The organism is Streptomyces sp. NPDC001889, assembly GCF_053594535.1.
The window spans coordinates 300456-322027 of sequence record NZ_JBSFER010000002.1; the positions used below are offsets into that span (position 1 = coordinate 300456).

At 72.1% G+C, this 21572-nt stretch carries 19 protein-coding genes and 1 pseudogene; 13 read left to right on the plus strand and 7 right to left on the minus strand.

Going from position 1 to position 21572, the window contains the following annotated elements:
- Positions 1-229 precede the first annotated feature (229 nt).
- The gene (locus tag ACWCRA_RS03065) at positions 230-793 is read right to left on the minus strand and encodes a YcxB family protein (protein ID WP_351552956.1); all 564 of its coding nucleotides are present in this window, start codon (positions 791-793) and stop codon (positions 230-232) included.
- 849 nt (positions 794-1642) lie between these two features.
- Between ACWCRA_RS03065 and ACWCRA_RS03070 the strand changes: the two genes are divergently transcribed.
- Positions 1643-2503 carry a hypothetical protein gene (locus ACWCRA_RS03070; protein WP_451066729.1) on the plus strand — a complete coding sequence of 287 codons (861 nt, stop codon included), beginning with the start codon at positions 1643-1645 and terminating at the stop codon, positions 2501-2503.
- A 579-nt stretch (positions 2504-3082) separates the two neighbouring features.
- Here the strand turns inward: ACWCRA_RS03070 and ACWCRA_RS03075 are convergent.
- Both ACWCRA_RS03075 and ACWCRA_RS03080 read right to left on the minus strand, forming a co-directional pair.
- The gene (locus ACWCRA_RS03075; protein WP_451066730.1) at positions 3083-3250 is read right to left on the minus strand and encodes a hypothetical protein; all 168 of its coding nucleotides are present in this window, start codon (positions 3248-3250) and stop codon (positions 3083-3085) included.
- Positions 3251-3316: 66 nt separating this feature from the next.
- Entirely contained in the window at positions 3317-3832 is a 516-nt protein-coding gene (locus tag ACWCRA_RS03080) for a hypothetical protein (protein WP_451066731.1), read from the minus strand.
- A gap of 50 nt (positions 3833-3882) precedes the next feature.
- Here ACWCRA_RS03080 and ACWCRA_RS03085 point away from each other — a divergent pair, with 50 nt between their 5' ends.
- The gene (locus ACWCRA_RS03085; protein WP_451066732.1) at positions 3883-4770 is read left to right on the plus strand and encodes a hypothetical protein; all 888 of its coding nucleotides are present in this window, start codon (positions 3883-3885) and stop codon (positions 4768-4770) included.
- Here ACWCRA_RS03085 and ACWCRA_RS03090 read toward each other — a convergent pair.
- Positions 4710-5501, minus strand: a complete 792-nt coding sequence (locus tag ACWCRA_RS03090; RefSeq protein ID WP_451066733.1) for a hypothetical protein — start codon at positions 5499-5501, stop codon at positions 4710-4712. The two genes, ACWCRA_RS03085 and ACWCRA_RS03090, sit on opposite strands and share 61 nt — an antisense overlap.
- On the opposite strand from ACWCRA_RS03090, the gene ACWCRA_RS03095 reads away from it, so the two are divergent.
- The 3 genes and pseudogenes from ACWCRA_RS03095 to ACWCRA_RS03105 form a co-directional block, all read left to right on the plus strand.
- Positions 5478-5657, plus strand: a complete 180-nt coding sequence (locus tag ACWCRA_RS03095; RefSeq protein ID WP_451066734.1) for a hypothetical protein — start codon at positions 5478-5480, stop codon at positions 5655-5657. The genes ACWCRA_RS03090 and ACWCRA_RS03095 overlap by 24 nt on opposite strands.
- A 349-nt stretch (positions 5658-6006) precedes the next feature.
- Entirely contained in the window at positions 6007-7980 is a 1974-nt protein-coding gene (locus ACWCRA_RS03100) for an alkyl/aryl-sulfatase (RefSeq protein ID WP_451066735.1), read from the plus strand.
- Between the two features lie 61 nt (positions 7981-8041).
- Positions 8042-8374, plus strand: a pseudogene (locus ACWCRA_RS03105) (hypothetical protein); the annotation flags it as partial.
- A gap of 142 nt (positions 8375-8516) precedes the next feature.
- Here ACWCRA_RS03105 and ACWCRA_RS03110 read toward each other — a convergent pair.
- Positions 8517-9737, minus strand: a complete 1221-nt coding sequence (locus ACWCRA_RS03110) for an MFS transporter (protein ID WP_451066736.1) — start codon at positions 9735-9737, stop codon at positions 8517-8519.
- Between the two features lie 106 nt (positions 9738-9843).
- Here ACWCRA_RS03110 and ACWCRA_RS03115 point away from each other — a divergent pair, with 106 nt between their 5' ends.
- From ACWCRA_RS03115 to ACWCRA_RS03125, 3 genes are all read left to right on the plus strand, one after another.
- Positions 9844-10455: a TetR/AcrR family transcriptional regulator gene (locus tag ACWCRA_RS03115; protein ID WP_451066737.1), complete on the plus strand. Its 612-nt coding sequence runs from the start codon at positions 9844-9846 to the stop codon at positions 10453-10455.
- 653 nt (positions 10456-11108) lie between these two features.
- On the plus strand, positions 11109-11525 hold the full coding sequence (panD, locus tag ACWCRA_RS03120; protein ID WP_351552951.1) for an aspartate 1-decarboxylase: 417 nt from the start codon (positions 11109-11111) through the stop codon (positions 11523-11525).
- Positions 11526-11563: 38 nt separating this feature from the next.
- On the plus strand, positions 11564-11917 hold the full coding sequence (locus tag ACWCRA_RS03125) for a GNAT family N-acetyltransferase (protein WP_351552948.1): 354 nt from the start codon (positions 11564-11566) through the stop codon (positions 11915-11917).
- Between the two features lie 360 nt (positions 11918-12277).
- On the opposite strand, the gene gndA is transcribed toward ACWCRA_RS03125, so the two are convergent.
- Positions 12278-13720 (minus strand): NADP-dependent phosphogluconate dehydrogenase, encoded by a 1443-nt coding sequence (gene gndA, locus ACWCRA_RS03130; RefSeq protein WP_351552945.1) that lies wholly within the window; start codon positions 13718-13720, stop codon positions 12278-12280.
- A 391-nt stretch (positions 13721-14111) separates the two neighbouring features.
- Here gndA and ACWCRA_RS03135 point away from each other — a divergent pair, with 391 nt between their 5' ends.
- Entirely contained in the window at positions 14112-15560 is a 1449-nt protein-coding gene (locus tag ACWCRA_RS03135) for a transglycosylase family protein (RefSeq protein WP_351552942.1), read from the plus strand.
- On the opposite strand, the gene ACWCRA_RS03140 is transcribed toward ACWCRA_RS03135, so the two are convergent.
- Positions 15441-16613 carry a DMT family transporter gene (locus ACWCRA_RS03140; RefSeq protein ID WP_351552940.1) on the minus strand — a complete coding sequence of 391 codons (1173 nt, stop codon included), beginning with the start codon at positions 16611-16613 and terminating at the stop codon, positions 15441-15443. The genes ACWCRA_RS03135 and ACWCRA_RS03140 overlap by 120 nt on opposite strands.
- Positions 16614-16813: 200 nt before the next feature.
- On the opposite strand from ACWCRA_RS03140, the gene ACWCRA_RS03145 reads away from it, so the two are divergent.
- The 4 genes from ACWCRA_RS03145 (at position 16814) to ACWCRA_RS03160 (ending at position 21239) form a co-directional block, all read left to right on the plus strand.
- Positions 16814-17551 (plus strand): (2Fe-2S)-binding protein, encoded by a 738-nt coding sequence (locus ACWCRA_RS03145; RefSeq protein ID WP_451066738.1) that lies wholly within the window; start codon positions 16814-16816, stop codon positions 17549-17551.
- Between the two features lie 10 nt (positions 17552-17561).
- Positions 17562-18707 (plus strand): glycogen synthase, encoded by a 1146-nt coding sequence (gene glgA, locus ACWCRA_RS03150; RefSeq protein WP_451066739.1) that lies wholly within the window; start codon positions 17562-17564, stop codon positions 18705-18707.
- A 76-nt stretch (positions 18708-18783) separates the two neighbouring features.
- The gene (locus ACWCRA_RS03155) at positions 18784-19326 is read left to right on the plus strand and encodes a dihydrofolate reductase family protein (RefSeq protein WP_451066740.1); all 543 of its coding nucleotides are present in this window, start codon (positions 18784-18786) and stop codon (positions 19324-19326) included.
- Positions 19327-19775: 449 nt separating this feature from the next.
- Positions 19776-21239 (plus strand): SDR family NAD(P)-dependent oxidoreductase, encoded by a 1464-nt coding sequence (locus ACWCRA_RS03160; RefSeq protein WP_351552928.1) that lies wholly within the window; start codon positions 19776-19778, stop codon positions 21237-21239.
- Positions 21240-21572: the final 333 nt, after the last annotated feature.

Genomic DNA, 21572 nt, shown 5'->3' on the forward strand with positions numbered 1-21572 from the left:
GCCGAATCGCCGCGGCCGATGCCCCTGTGACGGATGAGGTTGCCCTCACTCGCTGCCGCCCCGCCCGGGCGAGCGCACGCGTCACCGCCGCGGAAGCCGGCTGCCGGTCAGTCCGCGGCGCCGGTGACGCGGGGCCGTCGGCACGCTGACGTGCGCCGTCGGGGCCGGCCGGCTCCGAGGTCTCCGGATGGACGCGTCTCCCGCTCCCCGCCGAGCCGGCGGGCCTCGGTCACACGCGAGGAGTGTGCAGGTCCAGGATCTCCCGCAGCCGCTCCGGATCCCCGTCCTCCCGCAGGCCCCGCTTGGGCAGGACGCCGACGAACATCATGCCGGGATCTCGGCTGAGCAGGACGAAGTGCCCCGCCGTTTCCCGGTGTCCCTGGAACACGGACCACTTCTGGATGAGTGTGCCGTGGTCGGTACGGCAGGTGATCCCGGCGGGGGACACGGTGACGCGGTACTCGCCCTGCCAGCCGACGAGCCGCTGCACATGGGCGGCTTGCGCCCGGGGGTACCCCCACACGATCAGGGCGACGAACAGAACCAGAGCCGTCGAGACCGCGTCGGCACTCCCGCGGCTCACCGTGGGGACCAGCCACTGCCCCACCCACAGGAGGAGGAACCCCCACCGCAGCAGGAGCCCGGTGCGCTTGACCCGCTCGCGGACCCGCAGCCCGGCCAGAGTGTCGGAAGGCTGGGGCCGGTAGACCAGTTCAACTCCCGCCCGCTCGTCGACGGCACGGCCGGAGCCCTCCGCGTCGCTGGTGCCCTGGTCGCTGTTGCCTTCGGCCATGGTTCGTTCCTCCCCGGTGCAGGACATGCGGATCATAGTGAACCGCTCCCTCCTCCCCGGTCCGAGGGCCGGAAAGAGGCCCATAACGGCCGGCCCGCCCGGCGCCACCAGGACCACGCGCGGCGACGCCGCGGGGTTCCCGGTCGGTGGTGCCGGGCGCCGGGTCGGGCTCCTGCGGGGCACAGGAGCCCGACCCGGCCGGATGCGGCGCGGTGCTGCCCGGCCGGTGGTGGGCTGGGAGTTCTTCCGGGCGGTGCCGTGTCGTGTTGTGGCCCTGTCAGTCGTCCGGTGGGCAGGAGCAGGCTCCTGAGATGTCTGTGGGACGCCGGCGGGCCCGCGAGGGCCGTTCGGGCCGCGACCACGTCCGCGACCTCGCCCGGGAGCACGTCCTGGGCTTCCGGCCAGTACCTGCTCCCGGACATGGAATCGCTCCTGAACCGCCGGGATTCGGAACACCGGCCCGACGGGCCGGGGCTTCCTGCCAGACATGGACGCCACGCGGTCGATAGATGACCTCATCCGATCAATGATGAAAAACCCTGTTCGGGAGCTGCCGGTCCGCTGTCAGTCTGGCGAGGTCGCCGCGGGCCGGGCTCGTGCCGCGGTGGTGGGCGATGCGCGGTACGTGTTCCGGTGGTCTGTGATCCCGGCGGGCGTGCCGCGCCCGCGCCGGCGTGACCGCACCGCCGCTGGTTGCCGGGGCCCGCCGGGTCCCGCCCGTGGTGGCGCGCAACCGAGGGAAGGGGGACCTTCATGTCCTCGAACACCACCCCGATAACCACACCCGCGCGATGGCCCCGCGGAGCCGGTACCCACGACGCGGGCGCAGGACCGGGCCCGCTGCGCCGTATGCGCCGACGGGTGCTGTCCGGGCTGGCGACCCTGGCCCTGGCGGCCGGAGCGGTCCTGGCGGTCCCCCAGGCCGCCCACGCCGTCTCCAGCGTCAGCGTCTCCTCCACCACCGTCGCCGCCGGCGACACCTTCACGATCACCTTCAACGGCACCGCGGACGTCGCCATGTCCAGCGCCGGTGAGAACTTCTACGCCGGCTCCTCCACCCTCGGCCGGCTCTCTGACTTCACCACCATCGTTGCGTGCACGGGCAACACCGCCCCCTGCACCAGTGCCTTCGGCATCGGCCAGCGCGTACCGGTGGGCGACCTGGCGGCGGGCGGCGCGTTCAGCGGAACGCTGACCCTCCGGGTCAACCCCGGTACCCCGGCCGGTTCCTTCGTCCTGGGCTACCAGCTCTTCGGCGACGGCGGCGGCGAAGCCACCGTGTACGCACCGGCCATCACCGTCACCGCCGCGCCGCCGCCCTCCGCCGACCTCGCCGTCGGTGTGACCGCGCGGCCCCACCTCGGCATCCTGACCCCCTACCTCACCTACACCCTGACCGCGCACAACACCGGCCCCGGCGCGGTCACCTCCGCCACCGTCACCGCCGCCCTGCCGCCCGGCGCCGCCGCGACCGGCCTTCCGGCCGGATGCACCACCGGCACCGCGTCCGTGACCTGCGCCTACGGCGCCATCGCCAATGGGACCAGCGCGGCCAAGTCCTTCCGCGTACCCCTGCACCTGCTCTCCCTGGGCCACGTCACCGTCACCGCGGCACGCACCGCCTCCACCCCGGCGGACCCGAACCCGGCCAACGACACCGGCAGCGCCACCTGCACCGTCATCTCCGTCCTTCTGGCCACCTGCCCTTAGCCCACCCGGCATCCCGCCCCGCACGGCCGTCGCCCCGGTACACACCCGGGAGCCCGTCCACCGGGCACCGCCGCGGCGCAGCCGACCCGAGGGGCCGGCTGCGCCGGTGCTCGGCGACTGGATTGGCTGGTGGGGGTGTTGTCCTCCCGTGGCTGGTCGGGCGGGCCGGGTGTACTCGTCCTCGGCCAACGGCGCGGTGCTGGTGCAGCACCCGTGCGACGGGCGCTCGTCCCAGCGCTTCGCCGTCCGCGGGTACACGAACGCCCCCGACCAGTACTGCGCCCAGACGTTCGCGGGGAAACGCGTCGCACGGCACCACCATTCCCACACCACCGCGCCGTGGCCCGGGGCTCCGGTCGCCCCGGCCGTCCCCCGGAGGCTCCGCCGCCGACGGGCTCTGCGCTGCTCGCCGGAGGCGGCTGCGGAGACCTCCGGGGGCGATTCGCGGTGCTTTTACGCCCATGTGAATTTCCTACCGGAAAGGTGGGCAGGGTGGAGGTGCTCCCACTGGAGCTGGTCCGGCGGGAGATTCCTCGGAGGGGGAGGCTTCGTGGCGCTCCTCCGGTACAAGTCCACCGCCTACGCGTACGCGGTGTCCCATACCTCGGCGAGCGGGTGGAACGCCCTGTTCGCCTCGGGTGACAAGGCCCTCGTCATCGGCGAGAGCGACCAGATCTCCTCCGGCGCGCTGACCGCCGCGTACGGCGGCGCCCTCGCACCTCTGGTCGGGGTCTGGACGAGCTGCACCGAAGGCGCGTTACAGCCGCCCGACGAGAGCGGCGTCCGTCAGCTCATGCTCTTCTACGGCGACACCTACCTCCAGCTGAGCTGGGGCTCCAGCCGTATCCACGCCGCGGGCTCCTGGAAGGGGCTGCGGCTGGGGCCCGTCGGTACCACGCTGGGCCAGTTGCTGCCCGTCGAGTGGCAGTCGGGGATCGACGTCCTCCTCCAGGCGCCGACGGCCGCGAACGGCGCCTGGCAGACGTACTTCTTCCGGGGCGAGCGGGTGCTGACCCTGAACTCGGAGACCGGCGTCGTCCGCGATGTCCCCATCAGCGAGGGGCCGGACGCGGGGCAGCCCGGCTGGGGAAAGCTGCCCTCCGCCTTCACCCACGATCTCGACCACATCCTCGCCCTGCCGCCCGCCGCCGGCGGCATCCGCCGCTCCCTGCTGATCAAAGGCGCCGACGGGGTGATCCTCAACTGGTCCACCGGGGTGGAGAAGCAGGGCCCGCTCACCACGCTCACCCCGGGCCTCGCCAAACTGACGGGGGACATCGCCGTACCCCGCGAGACGTTCTCCGGCCGGTACGAGTGGAAGTCCGCCACGACCAAGCTCGTCCTGCGGGGTCGACCTGGAGGGCCCCACGACCTCCCGCATGATCAGCCGCGACATCTTCACCCTCAACGGCCAGAGCGCCACCTACGAGAACTCCTTCCGCTGCACCCCGGCCACCGTGCAGGTCAGCCCCCGGCTCCGTCGTCGCGGACGCCGCCACCGTGGAGTTCGACCTGCCCGCCCCCGCCACACCCTCTCCCTGCTGATCGACCGCAAACCCCTCAGCGGAGCGCTGCCCTCCGCGATCTGGGACCTGAACCGCGCCGACTGGAGCCAGACGCTCAGCGGGAGCGGCAACCGCCGCTCCCCCTATCTGCGCACCTTCGACCACGAGGTGGACTCGGTCACCGGTACAGCCGCCTTCGACTCGTACGACACCTCCCGGGCCGCGACCCCGCCCGGTTACCGCAACCGTGTCCTCACCGTGCCCGCCGCCTTCGCCGACGCCGGTCTCGAACTCCGTTCCGCAGGCACGCGCAACACGGTGGGCACCGCTGGCTCAGGTGCCGATCTGCGCTGGTCCACGGCTGAACTCCACGCCGCGATGGAGGCCGGCTTCAGCCAGTACCGCGACAACCCGCAGTGGAAGTTGTGGACCCTCGTCGCGACCCGGTACGCCGAAACCCAGTTCGGATTCCTCACCTACGGAATCATGTTCGACACCAACGACACCCCTCGACAGGGCGTCGCCGTCTTCAACGAAGCACTGCAACTCAACGCCGCGCTCGGCACCCGGGTCGACCTCCACGCCCATGTCCATGAACTGGGCCACGCCTTCAACCTGTTGCACTCCTGGGACAAGCGCTCCGCCTGGCCGCCCGCACCGCTCGGCCCGCGCCGGGGATACGGCGACCTTTCCTGGATGAACTACCCGCACGACTCTTCATACCGCCCCCGTCCGACGAGTCCGGACTCCGGCTGGAACTGACCGGCCGCACCACCTTCGAGTACGGCGAACCCGTCGTCGCCGAACTCCGCCTCACCCGCAGCGGCACCCGCGACCAGGTCACCGTCTCCCCCCTCCTGCACCCCCGCGACGGCCACACCGTCCTCCGGGTCCAGGACCCCTACGGGAACACCCGCGTCTACCGCCCGCTCGCCCGTACCTGCCACGGCCACGGCCCCGACGCCCCCACCACCGTCCTCGACCACACCACCCCCGCCCTGTACGAGAGCGCCTACATCGGCTCCGGCGGCGACGGCCTCTACTTCGCCGAACCCGGCCTCTACCGGATCACCGCCGCCCACCAGGCACCAGACGGCTCCCGCACCGTCTCCGCACCGACCGCCTACCGGGTCCGCGCCCCGCTCGACCGCACCGACCAGCAGGTCGGCGAACTCCTCATCGGCGACCAACAGGGCACCCTCCTCGCCCTCCTCGGCTCCGACGCACCCCAGCTCACCCCCGGCAACGACGCCCTCCAGGAAATCGTCGAACGCCACGGCGGCCATCCCCTGGCCACCTATGCCCGCCTGGCCCGCGGCGCCAACGCCGGCCGCCACTTCCAGACCCTCACCGACGACGGCCTGGCCGTCCGCCCGCCCGACATCGCCGAGAGCGTCCAGCAGCTGACGGCCGCCGTCGACGCCTCCCTCGGCGACGCGGGACTCGACAACATCACCCTCAACGCCGCCATGCGCCGTCTCGCCCTCGTCCACGCCAAGGACGGCAACACCGAAGCCGCCAACCAGGTCCTCGACACCCTCGTCACCACCTTCGAGAACAAGGCCGTCCCCGCCCCCGTCCAGGCCGCCATCGCCGCCCAGGCCGACACCGTCGAACAGATCGCCGAACAGACCGAATCCCCCACCTGACCGCATCCCCCCACCGGCGACCCCTGCCCCGGTGGGGCGGCATGCGGAGCGGGGGACCCGGGCCTGCTCCGCCGCCGTCCCGCCCGAACCGCCCCGGGTGCGCGGCGGGCCCGGCGGCTGAAGCCATCCGGATGTGGCGGATGGCTCGTTCTGGGTCTTTTGGGAGTGACCGGGGAGTGGCATGCTTCCGTGGCCAAGCGCTTACTTTCCGTAGCCTTTTTCCAGTGTCCTCCAAGGCTCCGGGGTCTGTTCGCGGGGTTCTGCTCCGTTGTGTTCCGGGGTGTGCCCTGCCCGGTGAAGGGAGAGTCCGTTGACTGGTCTGCCGTCCGAAGTGCCCCAGCCCGCAACAGTGTTGACGAGGGATCTGAACGCGGCGGTGGTGGTGCCGCCGGATGACCGTGATCCGGAGTCGGCGCTCGCCGCGCGGGGGCTGATCGCGGCACTGCCCGCCGACTTCGCCGTGGCCCGGGAGGGCAGCCCCGTGCCCGCGTGGAGTCTGGCCCCGTACGCCTTCCTGAGCGGGCCGGCCCCGGACACGGTCAACCCGAGCCTGTGGCGCAACGCGCTGCTGAACATGAACACCGGCCTGTTCGAGGTCGTCCCGGACGCCGTGTACCAGGTGCGCGGGATGGACCTGTCGAACATCTCCTTCCTGGAGGACCCCACCGGGGCCTCCCCGGAGGTCGTCGTGGTCGACCCGCTGATCAGCGAGGAGTGCGCGGCGGCGGCCTGGAAGCTGTACCGGGAGCACCGCAGGCTCCGGGACCAGGAACGCACGATCAGCGCGGTGATCTTCACTCACTCCCACATCGACCACTACGGCGGCGTGCTGGGCCTGTTCGAGGGCGGACAGGTGCCCAAGGGGGTGGACATCATCGCCCCGGAGGGTTTCCTGGAGCACTCGGTCAGCGAGAACGTCTATGCCGGGAACGCGATGCTGCGCCGGGCGCTGTTCATGTACGGGACCCTGCTGGAGCGCTCAGAGAAGGGGCAGGTGGACGCCGGTCTGGGCAAGACCATGTCCGCCGGGGCCACCGGTCTGCTGCCGCCGACCTGCACGGTGACCTCCGAGGTGGCCCAGCCCGGTCATGTCGTCACGTTCGGGCCGGTGAATCTGGAGTTTCAGCTCACCCCCGGGACGGAGGCGCCGGCGGAGCTGAACTTCTACCTCCCCGACGTCCAGGCGCTGTGCATGGCGGAGAACGCCACACCGACCCTGCACAATCTCTACAGCCTGCGCGGCGCACAGGTGCGGGACGCGAAGGGGTGGTCGCAGTACCTGAACGAGTCGGTGGAGTGGTACGGGCATCGGTCGAAGACGCTCTTCGCCTCGCACTTCTGGCCCCGGTGGAACACCGAGGAGTCCCCGGACGCCATCGTGTCGTTCCTGACCAGCCAGGCGGACCTGTACCGGTTCCTGCACGACCAGGCGCTGCGGCTGGCCAACAAGGGCCGCACGATGACGGAGATCGCCGAGGACCTCGACGGCAGCGTTCCGGAGAGCCTGGCGGGACAGTGGTTCAACCGCGGCTACTACGGCACCGTCAACCACGACCTCAAGGCCGTCTACCAGCGGTATCTGGGCTGGTACGACGGCAACGCGGCCCATCTGCACCCGCTGCCGCCCGAGGAGTCCGGCCCCCGCTACGTCGAGGCGATCGGCGGGGTGGCCAAGGTCGTGGAGCTGGCCCGGCAGGCGTTCGAGAACGCCAAGAGCGCCGACGACTACCGGTGGGCCGCCGAACTCCTCTCCCACGCCGTCTTCGCCGACCCCACCCACACCGCTGCCCGCGCGCTGGAAGCCGATGTCCTCGAACAGCTCGGCTACCAGGCCGAAAGCGGTCCCTGGCGCAACTTCTACCTCGCCGCGGCCCACGAACTGCGCACCCGCCCGGCCGACGGCACGCCGCCCCATCTCCCCGCCCCGCAGATCATCACCCAGCCTGTGCTGGAGGCGATGCCGCTGGAGATGCTCTTCGACTACCTCGGCATCCGCCTCAACGGACCCGACGCCGCCGCCCACCCCCTCACCCTCGGCTTCAAGATCACCGGCGGCCTCGCCGACGATCCCGCCCACTGCACACTCCGGGTGCGCAACGGCGTCCTTGTCCACACCCCCGGCCTCACCGACCCGGCGACCGCGGACGCCACCTACACGATCACCCGTTCCGGACTGAACCGCCTGGCCATCTCCCAGACCACTCCCGAACAGCTCCAGACCGACGGAGAACTCACCGCCGACACCGGCACCCTGGACCCGCTCAACACCCTCAACGGCCTGCTGGAGACCTTCGAGTACTGGTTCGGCCTCGCCACCCCCTGACCGGCATCTCCAGCGCGACGCAGGAGCGCGGTGCTGATGCCGAGTGCTCCGTTCACGAGGTCGCGTCGCTTACCGCCGTCTGATCTGCACGAACACCGTGAGTGTGCTGCCCGAGGCGGCGGGCATGTTCGAGCGCGCCATCGGGGCGGGCACGCGGATCGTACGCGTGCTGCTCACCGCCTCCGATGCCACCGCCGACGAACGACTGGCCGCCCGGGAACTGGGCTCGGAGCTGGAGAAGGAGCTGAAGGGCAGCGCCCGCAAGGCGCGGCTCCTGGATGAGCGGGCACCCGTGGAGGCGGTGCGAGTGGCGACCGACGGGCGGCCTGTCGTGGACATCGCGCGTGAAGTGGTGGCCGCCACCGGCTGGATCGGGCGGCACTCCACCGGGTGATCCTGATCTTGCTGGTCGGTTGCCATTTCTGATCCGTCCTGGAGAACTCCCCCCTGGGCCTTCACCTGCTCGAATTCAGCAAGCAGCACCAGGGCCCCACAGTCCGCTGAGAAGCACGTGGGCACCAGGACACCGAGGGGCCTCACCGCACCTCGCTCCCCTCGGCCCTCGGCTCCCGGGCCGAGGGGACGCGGTCCTCTCGCAGGGTGAAAGCGGCGAGACTCAACGCCGGCCCCACCAGCAGGGCCGCCGCCAGTGGCAACAGGCCGGCGTCCAAGCCCACGAGGATGCCGCCCAGTGCGCCGCCGAGCGCGGCCCCCACATACGCGGAGCTGCTGTGCAGGGCCATGGCCTGGGTGGCGCCCTCCGGCCCCACTCGGTCGATCATGAGGGCCTGAATGGCCGGTGGCACGGCCCACGCGGCGGCCGACCAGCACACCAGCAGCAGGGCCACGAGCACGACCGGCACGGGCCGCACCACCCACAGCGCGCAGAAGGCGGCCATGCCCGTACAGAAGAGTCCGCCGCCCGACCACAGCGCCCGAAGGGCCCCGTACCGGTCGACGACGCGTCCCGCGAGTCTGGTCCCGACGATGCCCCCGGCGCCGGACAGCACCAGCAGGAGGGCCAGCCCGGTGCCGGTCACCGGGGCCAATCCGTCCAGGAAGGGTGCGAGGTAGGTCTGGAAGGCGAGGTTGCCCGCGACGGTAACGGCGGTGACCAGCAGGATGAGGAACACGGGACGCTGCCGCAGGGGCCTCAGCGACACGCGGAACCCGGGTGCCACTCCTGCGCGTGGCGTGTGCGGCACCTTCGCCCAGATCAGCAGCAGGGCTGCCGTGCCGAGCGCTCCCGCGAGGACGAACGTGGCCTGCCACCCGAGCGCGTCGCCGAGGTGGGTACCGGCGGGCACCCCGATCAGCACCGCGCCGGTCAGGCCGGTCATGACCGTGGCCAGATACCGCCCGCGTCGTTCGGGCGGGGCCGCCGAGGAGGCCGCCGCGAGGGCGGCGGGCAGGACGACCGCGGCGCCGAGGGCCGCGGCGACGCGCAGCCCCATGAGGACGGGGAAGGAGTCGGCGAACGGGACGGCGAAGTTGGCCGCGCCGAAGACGCCGAGCGCCCCGAGCAGGGCCTGCTTCCGGCCGGTTCGCGACAGCAGAAGGGCCCAGAGAGGGGCGGTCAGTGCGCAGACGAGCGAATAGACGGTGACCAGCTGGCCGGCCGCGCCTTCGCTCACCCGCAGGTCCGCCGCCAGGTCGGGCAGCACACCGATGATGATGAAGTCGTCGGTCTGGACGGCGAAGGCGGCCAGTGTCAACGCGTGGAGCCACAGGGGTGTTTGACGAGAGCGCACTGTCACCGAATTAAGGTAACAGTTGTTTCCCTTACTGGGTGTGAGACCGTGACATCCCGCCACATCCCCGCCTGCGAACCCGCGTGACGCCGGGACGAGAAGAGGTACAGCCATGGCCAGGCCGATCAATCCGGACCGCCGCCGTGAAGTACTCGACGCGACCATCGGTCACCTCGCCCGCACCGGCATCAGCCGGTTCACCCTGCGCGGCATCGCCGAAGCGCTGGGGCAGAGCACCCGCGTCCTGACCCATCACTTCGCCGACAAGCGGGAACTGCTGAGCGCCGTCATGGTCCGGCTGGACGAGCGGCAGCACGAGGAACTGCGTTCCACCACAGGCTGGGCGGACGCCGATGTACCGGTCAGCCGTGTCGTCCGCTCGGCGTGGGCCCGCAACCTGAGCACGGCGGAACGCTCCATGACCAGCCTCATCCGCGAGATCGAAGGCCTGGCCGCCGCGGGACGGTTGCCCGGGTCCGCAGTGGACTTCGTGCGCGGAAGATCGGAGTTCGTCGCCTCGTGCCTCACTCTGCGTGGCATGTCCGGAGCCGACGCTCTTGTGACTGCGACCCTCCTGAACAGCGCTTTCGCAGGCCTTCAAACGGACTACCTCACCACCGGCGACCGGGAACGGGCCGAAGCGGCACTGGACGAGCTGTGCCTGTGGCTGGACGCGAGATGCAGGGGGGCAAACAGTCCCAGCGTGTCGCGGAAGGGTGTTTGACCCGGGGGCGAGCTGCCGCATCGTGGGACTGGTGGAATGGTGGACGGCCGCCGGCGGGACCCGGTCCGCCGGTGGCGGGCACCGCGGGCGACCGCCACCGCGGTCTCCAACCGGGTGGCGCGTCACGGCGCGCGGCGCCCGGGGGTTGCCCAGGCCCCACAGATGCCGGCAGCCGCCCCCCTCCCGGCGCCGGCGGGTACGGACCGGGTGTCCCCACTGGCCCGGCTCGCCGACCCGAAGGCTCAGGGATTGCTCACCGACGAGGAGTTCGCCACCGAGAAGCCCCGCGTCCTGATGCCCGTCGACGCCGCCTGGAAGTGTCACCGTCAGGCTTCATCAGCCGGTCAGGTCAATGGTCGAGGGAAATCCCCGGATTCTCTGTCCGGGGGTTCCCTGCTGCCTCCCCGCGCCATGGGAGTTGAGCCCGGGGTCGCGAGCGCCCGGAGCCTTGTGGCGGGTGCCCGGTCGGCTGACCACCTGGAGCCACCCCCGGTGAGCCGTCAGGGAGTCCGGCAAGTGGTCAGCGGAGTGGTCAGCACGAGTCCTGAGGAACCTGGGGAGACCTGCCCGGGCACGCGACTCGTTGTAGAGTGGGAAAACCGCCCTTGACCTGCACGAACGCAGGCAGGGAGCCTAGTTCCGGGAGTACCTCGATGCTGCGCACCATGTTCAAGTCGAAGATTCACCGCGCCACCGTCACCCAGGCCGATCTGCACTACGTCGGTTCCGTCACCGTCGACGCCGCGCTGATGGAAGCGGCGGATCTGCTGCCGGGTGAGCTGGTCCACATTGTGGACATCACCAATGGCGCCCGGCTGGAGACCTATGTCATCGAGGGCGAGCGCGGCTCCGGTGTCATCGGTATCAACGGCGCTGCGGCCCATCTCGTCCACCCCGGCGATCTGGTGATCCTCATCAGCTACGCCCAGGTCGAGGACGCCGAGGCGCGCGCGCTCACCCCCCGGGTGGTGCATGTCGACGCCGGCAACCGGATCATCGGTACGGGATCGGACACCGCCGAACCCGCACCGGGGAGCGGCGCCCTGCGCAGCCCGCACGCCGCCGTCTGAAACGGGCGCCCGACGCCCGGCCGAGGGAGTATGCCGTCATGCCAGACATCTCAGCGTTCGACATCCGCGACAACCGTGCGAAGGGCCTGCTGGAGGCGTACGAGAGCGGCGCCGTCACCGGGCGTATCGCCTACTTCGTCCTCGACGGCGACCCCGCCGCTCTGGTCGCCGTGCACACCGTGGTGCGGCCGGAGCACGAGGGCAAGGGCATCGCGGGCTCGCTGGTGCGCGCGTTCTACGGGATCGCCGCCCGCGAGGGCGTCCCGGTCGTCCCGCTCTGTCCGTACGCCGCCGCCTGGGCCCAGCGGCATCCGGCCGAGGCCCCCGAGGCGCCGGCCGGGCTGGTCGAGGCGGCGGAGCGGCAGCTGAAGGCGGACCCGAACCTCTGGTGACGCCGCGAGGGCGTCCGGGAGCGCGGGGTGTGTGGATTCCGCGCGCGGGGGAAGGCGGACGGGGAGAGAGTGGGAACGCACGACTCCGAACCCTGGAGGTCAGGCATGACCCAGCCACCCCCCGTACCGCCCTCGCCCGTTCCGGCCCCGGGGCCGCCCGTCCCGCCGCCGGGACCGCTGCCCGGCCCGGTCCCCACCCCTTCGCCGCCGCCCGTTCCGACCCCCGACCCCGTTCCGAGGCCGCCTTCCCCCGGTCCGGAACCGTCACCGGAGCCGGAGCCCGCACCGGGACCGGTCTGACCGTGCGGGGCCCGGGGCACACCGCCCCGGGCCCCGCACGGTCCGTGCGCGCCTCCGAGGTCAGCCCGCCGGCACCTCCGAGCGGTCACCGCCCCACAGCGTGTGGAAGGACCCCTCGCGGTCGGTACGCCGGTAGGTGTGCGCGCCGAAGAAGTCCCGCTGGCCCTGGGTGAGCGCCGCGGGCAGCCGCTCGGCGCGCAGCGCGTCGTAGTAGGCGAGGGCCGCCGAGAACCCGGGCGTCGGCACTCCCTGCCGCGCCGCGGTGGCGACCACCTCCCGCCAGTCGTCCTGGGCCGCCCCGATCTCCTCCGCGAACCCCTTGTCGGACAGCAGGCTCGGCAGCTCCGGCCGGGCGTCGTACGCCCCCCGGATACGGTCCAGGAAGGCCGCCCGGATGATGCAGCCCGCGCGCCAGATCGCGGCCACCGACCCGAGGTCGATGTCCCAGCCGTACTCCTCGCTGCCGGCCCGGATCTGGTGGAAGCCCTGGGTGTACGAGACGATCTTGGACGCGTAGAGCGCCTGCTCGACCCGCTCGGCGAACCGCTCCGCCTCCTTCTCCCCCAGCGCCCGGGGCTCCGGCCCCGGCAGCCCGCGCGAGGCCTCGCGCAGCGCCGCGTGTCCCGAGACCGAGCGCGCGAAGACCGCCTCGGCGATCCCGGAGACCGGCACCCCCAGGTCCAGCGCGATCTGCACGGTCCAGCGGCCCGTGCCCTTCTGCTCCGCCTGATCGGTGACGATGTCGACGAAGGGCTTCCCGGTCTCGGCGTCCGTATGGGCCAGGACCTCCGCCGTGATCTCGATCAGATACGAGTCGAGCCGCCCGGTGTTCCAGGTGCGGAAGGTGTCCGCGATCCGCGCGGGGGAGTACCCCGCCACCGAGCGCAGCAGATGGTACGCCTCGGCGATCAGCTGCATATCGGCGTACTCGATGCCGTTGTGGACCATCTTGACGAAGTGGCCCGCGCCGTCCGGGCCGATATGGGCCACGGTGGGGGCGCCGTCGGGTGCCTTGGCGGCGATCTTCTCCAGCAGCGGACCGAGGGACTCGTACGACGCCGGGGAGCCGCCCGGCATGATGCTCGGGCCGTGCAGCGCCCCCTCCTCGCCGCCCGAGATGCCCACCCCCACGAAGTGGATGCCGCGCTCGCGCAGCTCCCTCTCCCGGCGGCGGGTGTCGGCGAAGTGGGCGTTGCCGCCGTCGATGATCACATCGCCCTCCTCCAGGAGCGGGGCGAATTCCTCGATCACCGCGTCCGTCGGCTCGCCGGCCTTCACCATGACGACCAGCCGGCGCGGACGCTCCAGCGCCGCCACGAACTCCTCGGCGGACTCGGCGGCGACGAAGGTGCCCTCCGCGCCGAATTCCTCCACCAGGGCGCGGGTCCGGGCCGTGGTGCGGTTGTGCACGGCGACCGTGAAACCGTTGCGGGCGAAGTTGCGGGCGAGGTTGCGGCCCATCACCGCGAGTCCGGTGACACCGATCTGGGCTGTTCCACTCATCATGCGCTCCTGGATCTTTGTGGCGAGTCCGTTGCGGGTCCACTGTCCTTCATTGATCCTCAAGCGGTCCGGCACCCGCCGCATTCCGGGCCCGCCGAATCGGCTCCGATCGGCTCCGATCGGGTCCGGCCGGTACGGAGCCGGTACGGGGGCGGTGCGGGCGCCGCGCGCCGCCCGGCGGCTCGCGGCGGCTCGCGGCGGCTTCCGCGCCCCGGCCGCGGGCGGGCCGGCACCGTGTGGACGGAGGCCGTCCGGAGGTGCGGACGGCCCTCCGCGTCTGCCGCAGTGCGCCCGCAATGAGCCCTTGTCACCGGCCAATTCGAGCACTTAAGTTGACGGCGGACGTGACCTATCCGTAATGCGACAGAACTGTTCAGTGGGGGAGACTCACATGACCGCAACCGGTCGGCACCGCAAGTACCAGCCGAGCCGATTCAATCGTGCCTCTCTCACGATCACCGCCGGCGGCGCGGGCATCGCCCTGCCCCTCGTGGGCGCGGGCTCCTCGCAAGCCGCGTCCGTGGACGTCTGGGAGAAGGTCGCGGCCTGCGAATCCACCAACCAGTGGAAGATCAATACGGGGAACGGCTACTTCGGCGGACTCCAGTTCAGCCAGTCCACCTGGGAGGCGTACGGCGGCCGGGAGTACGCCCCCCGGGCCGACCTCGCCAGCAGGGACCAGCAGATAGCCGTCGCCGAGCGGGTGCTCAAGGGGCAGGGCCCCAGCGCCTGGCCCAACTGCTCGGTCCGGGCCGGGCTGACGCGCGGCGGGGACTCCCCGGCCCTGGCGCCCGAGCGCCGCACGGACGCCGGTGCCGACCGGACGGGCAGCCCGAGCGCCCGGAGCGAGCGCGGCGCCCAGGGAGAGCGGAAGGGCCCCGCGCCCACCACCCCCCGCCAGACCCCGCAGACGCAGCAGGCCAAGGCGTCGCCGACCACCGTCCCCACCCAGCGCGAGGGCTACACCGTGGCCCCCGGCGACTCGCTGTCCAGGATCGCCTCCGCGAAGGACGTCCGGGGCGGCTGGCCGCAGCTGTACGCGCAGAACCGCACGACGGTCGGCTCCGATCCCGACCTCATCCACCCCGGCCAGCGTCTCGTCATCCGGATGCAGGCGTCCAAGAGCGGCTCGACGACCGCCCCCGCCCCGCCGAAGACGAGCGAGACACCGAGGAAGAGGGCCCCCGGGAAGCCCCCGGCCGGCGACCGGCTGGAGAAGCCCGACCCGAAGAAGACGGCCCCCTCGGAGGGGCCGGGCCTCAAGCAGCGGGCCCCCAAGGCCCAGGAGCCGAAGCAGGAGGCCCCGAAGAAGCAGGCCGCCGCGGCGGCCAAGCAGCAGGTCAAACAGCAGGCCAAGCAGCAGGCCAAGAAGGAGGTCAAGGAGGTCAAGCGGGAGACCAAGCAGGTCGCCCAGAACCGCCCCGCGACCCGCACCGCCCGGATGAGCGCCCCCGTCGACGCCTCCACCGGCACCGCGTACCGCCAGACGGGCTCCTCCTGGTCCAGCGGCTACCACACGGGCGTCGACTTCCCCGTGGCCACCGGCACCTCCGTCAAGGCCGTCTCCTCGGGCCGGGTCGTATCGGCCGGATGGGCCGGCTCCTACGGCTACCAGGTCGTCATCCGGCACAACGACGGCAGATACAGCCAGTACGCACATCTGTCCGCGCTCTCCGTGCGCGCGGGCCAGCAGGTCACCGCCGGCCAGCGGATAGCCCGCTCAGGGTCCACCGGCAACAGCTCGGGACCGCATCTCCACTTCGAGATCCGCACGGGTCCGGGGTACGGATCGGACATCGACCCCCTGGCCTACCTCCGGTCGGGCGGCGTCTCGATCTGACCCGTCCGGACCGGCCGGCCGGCTCTCCGGCGGCTGCTCCACCGACCCCACCGACCCCACCGATCCCATCGGCTCCACCGGCCTCTCCGGCGCGGGGATGCCGTCCAGATACACCGGCGACGACCGCGCGGGCCGGGGCTCCGCAGCCCCGGCCCCGACCGCTCCCGCCTCCCGGGCCGGCGGCGTCGGCCCGCCGGGCGGTGGAGCGACCGGCTCCCGCGCCCCCTGGGCCGCCAGCCGCTCCGTCGTCAGCAGGATCAGACCGCCCGCGGCCACCACCCCGAAGCCGATCGCCAGCACCGCGCCCAGCACGCCGTACCGGAAGCTCTCGCCGAACATCGTGATCCCGACGACCGCCGCGATCACCGGATTGACCACGGTGACCGTGGCCAGCGGCGCCGCGAGACCCGCGCCCCGGTAGGAGGCCTGCGACAGCAGCAGACCGCCCAGCGCGAGCACCCCGATCACCGCGATGCTCGACCACTGCGACAGCGGGCGCGACCACTCCCAGCCGTCCGCCACCGTCTTGGTGAAGACCGAGGCGATCCCGAAGGCGACACCCGCCGAAGCGGCCAGCAGCACACTGCGGAAGACCGGCCGGTTGATCGTCTGCGCGATGAGGAAGATCAGTGCCACGGTGCCCAGCGTCGCCGCGGCGAGCACCCCGCGCTGCCCGGTTCCCAGCGTGTGCGAGCCGGTGTCCCCGGAGACCGCCAGCAGACCCGCGAGCCCCACCGTCGCCATCAGAGCCCCGCGCCAGGCCGTGGCGCCCGCTCTGCGCCCCACGAACAGCGCCGCCATCGGCAGCGCGAACACGATGGTGAGCGCGCCCAGCGGCTGCACCACACTCAGCGGGCCGTACGCCAGCGCCACCACGTGCAGCACCGCGCCCACGCCGTTCAGACCGACCGCCAGCCACCACCCGGCGTGGTGCAGCGGAGCGTACGGCCGGGCGGGGGACGCAGCGGCCACATGCTCCTGCATGATCGCCCCGGCCGCGTAGGCGACCGCGGAGACCAGGGACAGAAGCACGGCCAGCGCAAGGGAACTCATAGAGACCACGATCTCCCTGTTCGGCGGTCACGTCGTCGTCCTTGAGCAGGCATTCGGGCGTACTGCCGACGGAGTACGAGCGTAGGCCAAAAGTCTCACGGGCGAAGGTCGAGCAGGTCAGAGGGGGTGCGGAGAAATACGACCGACGTGAGGTTGACTACAGCTGCCCACCAACGGGTGACGGATGAGAGCGAGGACACATGGATCTGCGGGAGCTGGGCACACTGGGCGGATTCTTCGCGCTGCGGACCTTTGGGGACACCGCGCCCCCGGAGGGCGGGGACGCGCCCGGCGTGCCACTCGCCCGGGTCTACGCCGGTGACCTGGAGCCCCTCACCCGACGGGTCGACCTGGTCGCCGCCCGTCACACACCCCCCGAGCGGCGGGTCGCCGCCTCCATCGCCCACCTCGGCCTCGCCGCCCGGCTCTGGTCCATCGCCCTCGGCGGCGCCGTGCTCCACGGGAGCGTCCCACCGCTGGCCCCCGAGCGGCTCCACTGGTCACCCGGCCTCACCACCCCCGACGACCTGTGGCTGGAGCTGCCCGGCCCCGGGGAGGGGCAGCCGGCGGCGCCCGCCACCGTGGAGGCGCTCCGTGAAGCCGTCCAGTACGCCCATCTCGTCCCCCTCGCGCGGGCCATGCGCCAGGAGACGGCCGTCTCGCCCCGGCTGCTCTGGGGGAACGCCGGCTCCGCGCTCGCCGCGGCCGTGCGCCAGATCGACGACTGGGCCCGGGGCACCGGAGACGCCGGGGCCGCGCGCCGGGCCGAGTCGCTTGCCGCCGGTCTCTTCGCCCACCCCGACCTCTCCGGCACGGTCCGGGGGCCCGGCCGCCGCCGCACCAGCTGCTGCCTCTACTACCGGGCGCCGCGCGGCGGCCTCTGCGGCGACTGCGTCTTCGACCGGCCGCCGTCTTCCCCGCGCGCCTCCGGTGGGTGACCATCGTGGGGTGAAGGTGGGACTGCTCACGCGCGAATACCCTCCGGACGTCCACGGCGGCGCCGGAGCCCATGTGGAGTTCCTCGCCCGCGAGTTACGGGCCCTGGCCGATCTGGAGGTCCACTGCTGGGGCGACGGGGAGGCCGAGGGGGTGCTCCGGCACCGGCCCGCCGCGCAGCTCGCCGGGGCCGACGGCGCGCTGCGCGCCTTCTCCGTGGACCTCGCGATGACCGCGGAACTCGCCGGGCGCGAACTCGTCCACTCCCACACCTGGTACGCCTCGCTCGCCGGCCACCTCGCGAAGCTCCTCTACGGCATACCGCACGTGCTGACCGCCCACTCCCTGGAGCCGCCCCGTCCCCGGGCCGGGTCCGACGGCGGCCATCCGCTCGCCCGCTGGGCCGAGCGCACCGCGATCGAGTCGGCGGACGCCGTCATCGCGGTCTCCGCGCGGATGCGCGAGGACATCCTCGCCGCCCACCCCTCCCTCGACCCGGCCATGGTGCGGCTCATCCGCGGCGGGGTCGACACCCTCCTCTACCGGCCCGACCACGAGACGGACGCCCTGGAGCGGATCGGCCTCGACCCCCGCCGCCCCTATGTGCTCCATGTGGGCCGTGCCGCACCCCGCAAGGGACTGCCGCACCTGCTGCGCGCGGCCCGCGCCTTCGACCCCCGGGCGCAGCTGGTGATCTGCGCGGGACCGCCCGGCACCGAGGGCGTCGCGGAGCTGGTGGAGGAGTTGGAGCGGGTACGCGACGGAGTGCACTGGGTCCCCGGGACCCTGCCCCGCTCCCGGCTGATCCAGCTGCTGACGCATGCCTCCGTGTTCGTCTGCCCCTCCACCCACGAGCCGCTGGGCATGGTCAATCTGGAGGCCATGGCGTGCGGCACGGCCGTGGTCGCCTCCGCTGTCGGCGGCATCCCCGAGGTGGTCGACGACGGCACCACGGGACTGCTGGTGCCCTATGACGCGCACCACCCCGAGGTCTTCGAGTCGGGCCTCACCCAGGCGGTGAACCGGGTGCTCGACGACCCGGGGGACGCGGCCCGGATGGGGGCGGCGGGACGGCGCCGCGCCGTCCGCGACTTCGGCTGGGACCAGGCCGCCAAACGGACCTATGAGCTGTACGAGGAGGTGCTCGCCCGGGTCTGAGACCGTGCGCCGCCGTGCGCCCGGTGCGCGATATGGGCACGCTGGGCCCAGGGGGCAGCGAGAGCGGGGCACGGTCATGAGGAAACTGGTCGTCACGGAGGTGCTGACCGCCGACGGGGTCATGGAGGACCCGCGGGGATGGCACACGCCCTCCTGGGACGAGGACATGGCGGCCGTGGCCGACGCGCAGATGGCGGCCTCCGACACCCTGGTGCTCGGGCGCACGACGTACGAGGGGTTCGCGGCGGACTGGCCGGGCGCCGAGGCTCCCGGGGCGGACCATATGAACGGCGTCGCCAAGTATGTGGTCTCCACCACGCTCACGGCCGCCCACTGGAACAACACCACGGTCATCCGGAGGGATGTCGCGGGGGCGATCGCGGGGATGAAGGGGGAGGAGGGCGGGAACATCGTGGTGCGGGGGAGTGCGACGCTGGTGCGGTGGTTGCTCGGGCGGGGGCTGGTGGACGAGTTCGATCTCCTGATCGCCCCGGTCATCGTGGGCACGGGCAAGCGCCTCTTCCCGGAGGACCTCCCCCGCACGCCCCTCCGGGTCGTCCGCGCGACCCCGCTCCCCTCTGGCGTCCAGCACGTCGTCTACGCCCCCTCGGGCCCCTGAGCACCCCTCCCCACCGCCGGGGCTCCGCCCCGAACCCCGCGCCTCAATCGCCGGCGGGGCTGGTTGTGCCCTGCCTTGTGCCGGCATTCCCCCCCATCCGTTATTGGTCGCCACCCCTGGCCCGTCCGGCGCCCCGCACCCCGGGTGTGTGAAGGCACGGGGTGGGGTTGTGCCCCCGGGTCTGGGCTTTGGCGGGGTCGCCGGTTTCAGCCTGTCCGGCGTTTGAGGACGGACGTCGTGCCCTGGGTGCGGGAAGGCACGGGGTGGGGTTGTGCCCCGGGGTCTGGGTTTTGGCGGGGTCGCCGGTCTCAGCCCGTCCGGCGTTTGAGGACGGACCCCGCACCCCGGGTGCGGGAAGACACGGGCCGGGGCGGCCACACCCCCCGCCCCTGTAAACTCCCCCTTTTGACCCCTTCCCCGGCTCGTGAGTGATCAAGGACCCCAGCAGCATGACGGTGACAGAGAACACCCCCATCCCCGGCCCCGGAATCGACCCGGAGCGGCTGGCCGTCTGCCTGAGCGTGCTCGACGAGCTCGACAAGCTGGATGTCGATCACCCCGACGCCATCACCGTCCGCCGTGCCACCGCCGGCATCTACCGCACGGTGAAGCAGCGGCGCCGCCAGGAGCGGCGCGCCTTCAAGACCGCGCACGACAAGGCCGTCACCGAGGCCACCGCCACCGGCTCCGCCGAGCGGATCGACGACGAGACCGAGGGGCTGCTGCCCAGCTCCTCCGTCACCGGGGAGATCGCGGGCATACTCCAGCGCCCCCGGTCCTGCTACATCTGCAAGACCCGCTACACCGAGGTCGACGCCTTCTACCACCAGCTCTGCCAGAAGTGCGCCGCCGAGAACCGCGCCCGCCGGGACGCCCGCACCGACCTCACCGGCCGGCGCGCCCTCCTCACCGGAGGCCGGGCCAAGATCGGTATGTACATCGCCCTACGGCTGCTCCGCGACGGCGCCCACACCACCGTCACCACCCGCTTCCCCAACGACGCCATCCGCCGCTTCAAGGCGATGCCGGACAGCGACGAGTGGATTCACCGCCTCAAGATCGTCGGTATCGACCTCCGCGACCCGGCCCAGGTCGTCGCCCTCGCCGACTCCGTCGCCGCCGAGGGCCCGCTCGACATCCTGATCAACAACGCCGCGCAGACCGTGCGCCGCTCCCCCCGGGCGTACAGCGAACTGCTCGCCGCCGAGAGCGCCCCGCTGCCCCCGGGCGAGCTGCCGCCCGCCCAGGTCATCGGCGTCTTCGGCAGCGGCGCCGTGGAGTCGGTGGCCGCGCTGCCCTCCGCCATGGGCGAGGGGCTCAGCGCCCAGGACGTCACGGATCTCGCCCTGGTCTCCGGCTCGGCGACCCCGGCCCGGATCGAGGCGGGCACCGCGATCGACGCCGGTGGTCTCGTCCCGGATCTGCACGACACCAACAGCTGGATTCAGACCGTCTCCGAGGTCGACCCGGTGGAGCTGCTGGAGGTCCAGCTCTGCAACTCCACCGCGCCGTTCATCCTGATCAGCAAGCTCCGCGCGGCGATGGCCGCGGCCCCCGCCAAGCGGACCTATGTCGTCAACGTCTCCGCGATGGAGGGCGTCTTCAGCCGGGGCTACAAGGGCGCGGGCCACCCGCACACCAATATGGCCAAGGCGGCGCTGAACATGCTCACCCGCACCAGCGGCCAGGAGATGTTCGAGAGCGACGGCATCCTCATGACCGCCGTGGACACCGGCTGGATCACCGACGAGCGCCCGCACCCCGACAAGATGCGGCTCGCGGCCGAGGGCTTCCACGCCCCGCTCGACCTGATCGACGGCGCCGCCCGGGTCTACGACCCCATCGTGCGCGGCGAGGCGGGCGAGGACCTCTACGGCTGCTTCCTCAAGGACTACGCCCCCGCCAACTGGTAGACCCCTCCCCTTCCGCCGATGGACGGCGGTACGAGCCCGGGTGCCCCGCGCCCGCCCTCGTACCGGCCGTCCATCGGCCGTTCGGCGGCCGTTCGGCGGCCGGGCATCACCCGAACGGCCCAGGGGAGGTTCACACCCCTGGCCCTGACGGCCGTTACTCCATCCGGGTTCCCTCCTCCGTCGACAATACGACCACAAATCCGTTATGTGGCTGGATCGTTGGCCGTGATTAAGCGGAATTCAAGGCCCCATCGAGCGATGCTCTGCTCATTTGGTTAATCTGGGGTGCACGGACGCCACCCAAGGGTCCACAAAAGCCCTTTGGCCGTCCTG

Coding starts and splice junctions, on each gene's coding strand:
- ACWCRA_RS03065 (WP_351552956.1), bottom strand. CDS start 793: ATGGCCGAAGGCAACAGCGACCAGGGCACCAGCGACGCGGAGGGCTCC.
- ACWCRA_RS03070 (WP_451066729.1), top strand. CDS start 1,643: ATGCGCCGACGGGTGCTGTCCGGGCTGGCGACCCTGGCCCTGGCGGCC.
- ACWCRA_RS03085 (WP_451066732.1), top strand. CDS start 3,883: ATGATCAGCCGCGACATCTTCACCCTCAACGGCCAGAGCGCCACCTAC.
- ACWCRA_RS03095 (WP_451066734.1), top strand. CDS start 5,478: ATGCGCCGTCTCGCCCTCGTCCACGCCAAGGACGGCAACACCGAAGCC.
- ACWCRA_RS03115 (WP_451066737.1), top strand. CDS start 9,844: ATGGCCAGGCCGATCAATCCGGACCGCCGCCGTGAAGTACTCGACGCG.
- panD (WP_351552951.1), top strand. CDS start 11,109: ATGCTGCGCACCATGTTCAAGTCGAAGATTCACCGCGCCACCGTCACC.
- ACWCRA_RS03125 (WP_351552948.1), top strand. CDS start 11,564: ATGCCAGACATCTCAGCGTTCGACATCCGCGACAACCGTGCGAAGGGC.
- gndA (WP_351552945.1), bottom strand. CDS start 13,720: ATGAGTGGAACAGCCCAGATCGGTGTCACCGGACTCGCGGTGATGGGC.
- ACWCRA_RS03135 (WP_351552942.1), top strand. CDS start 14,112: ATGACCGCAACCGGTCGGCACCGCAAGTACCAGCCGAGCCGATTCAAT.
- ACWCRA_RS03140 (WP_351552940.1), bottom strand. CDS start 16,613: ATGAGTTCCCTTGCGCTGGCCGTGCTTCTGTCCCTGGTCTCCGCGGTC.
- ACWCRA_RS03145 (WP_451066738.1), top strand. CDS start 16,814: ATGGATCTGCGGGAGCTGGGCACACTGGGCGGATTCTTCGCGCTGCGG.
- ACWCRA_RS03155 (WP_451066740.1), top strand. CDS start 18,784: ATGAGGAAACTGGTCGTCACGGAGGTGCTGACCGCCGACGGGGTCATG.
- ACWCRA_RS03160 (WP_351552928.1), top strand. CDS start 19,776: ATGACGGTGACAGAGAACACCCCCATCCCCGGCCCCGGAATCGACCCG.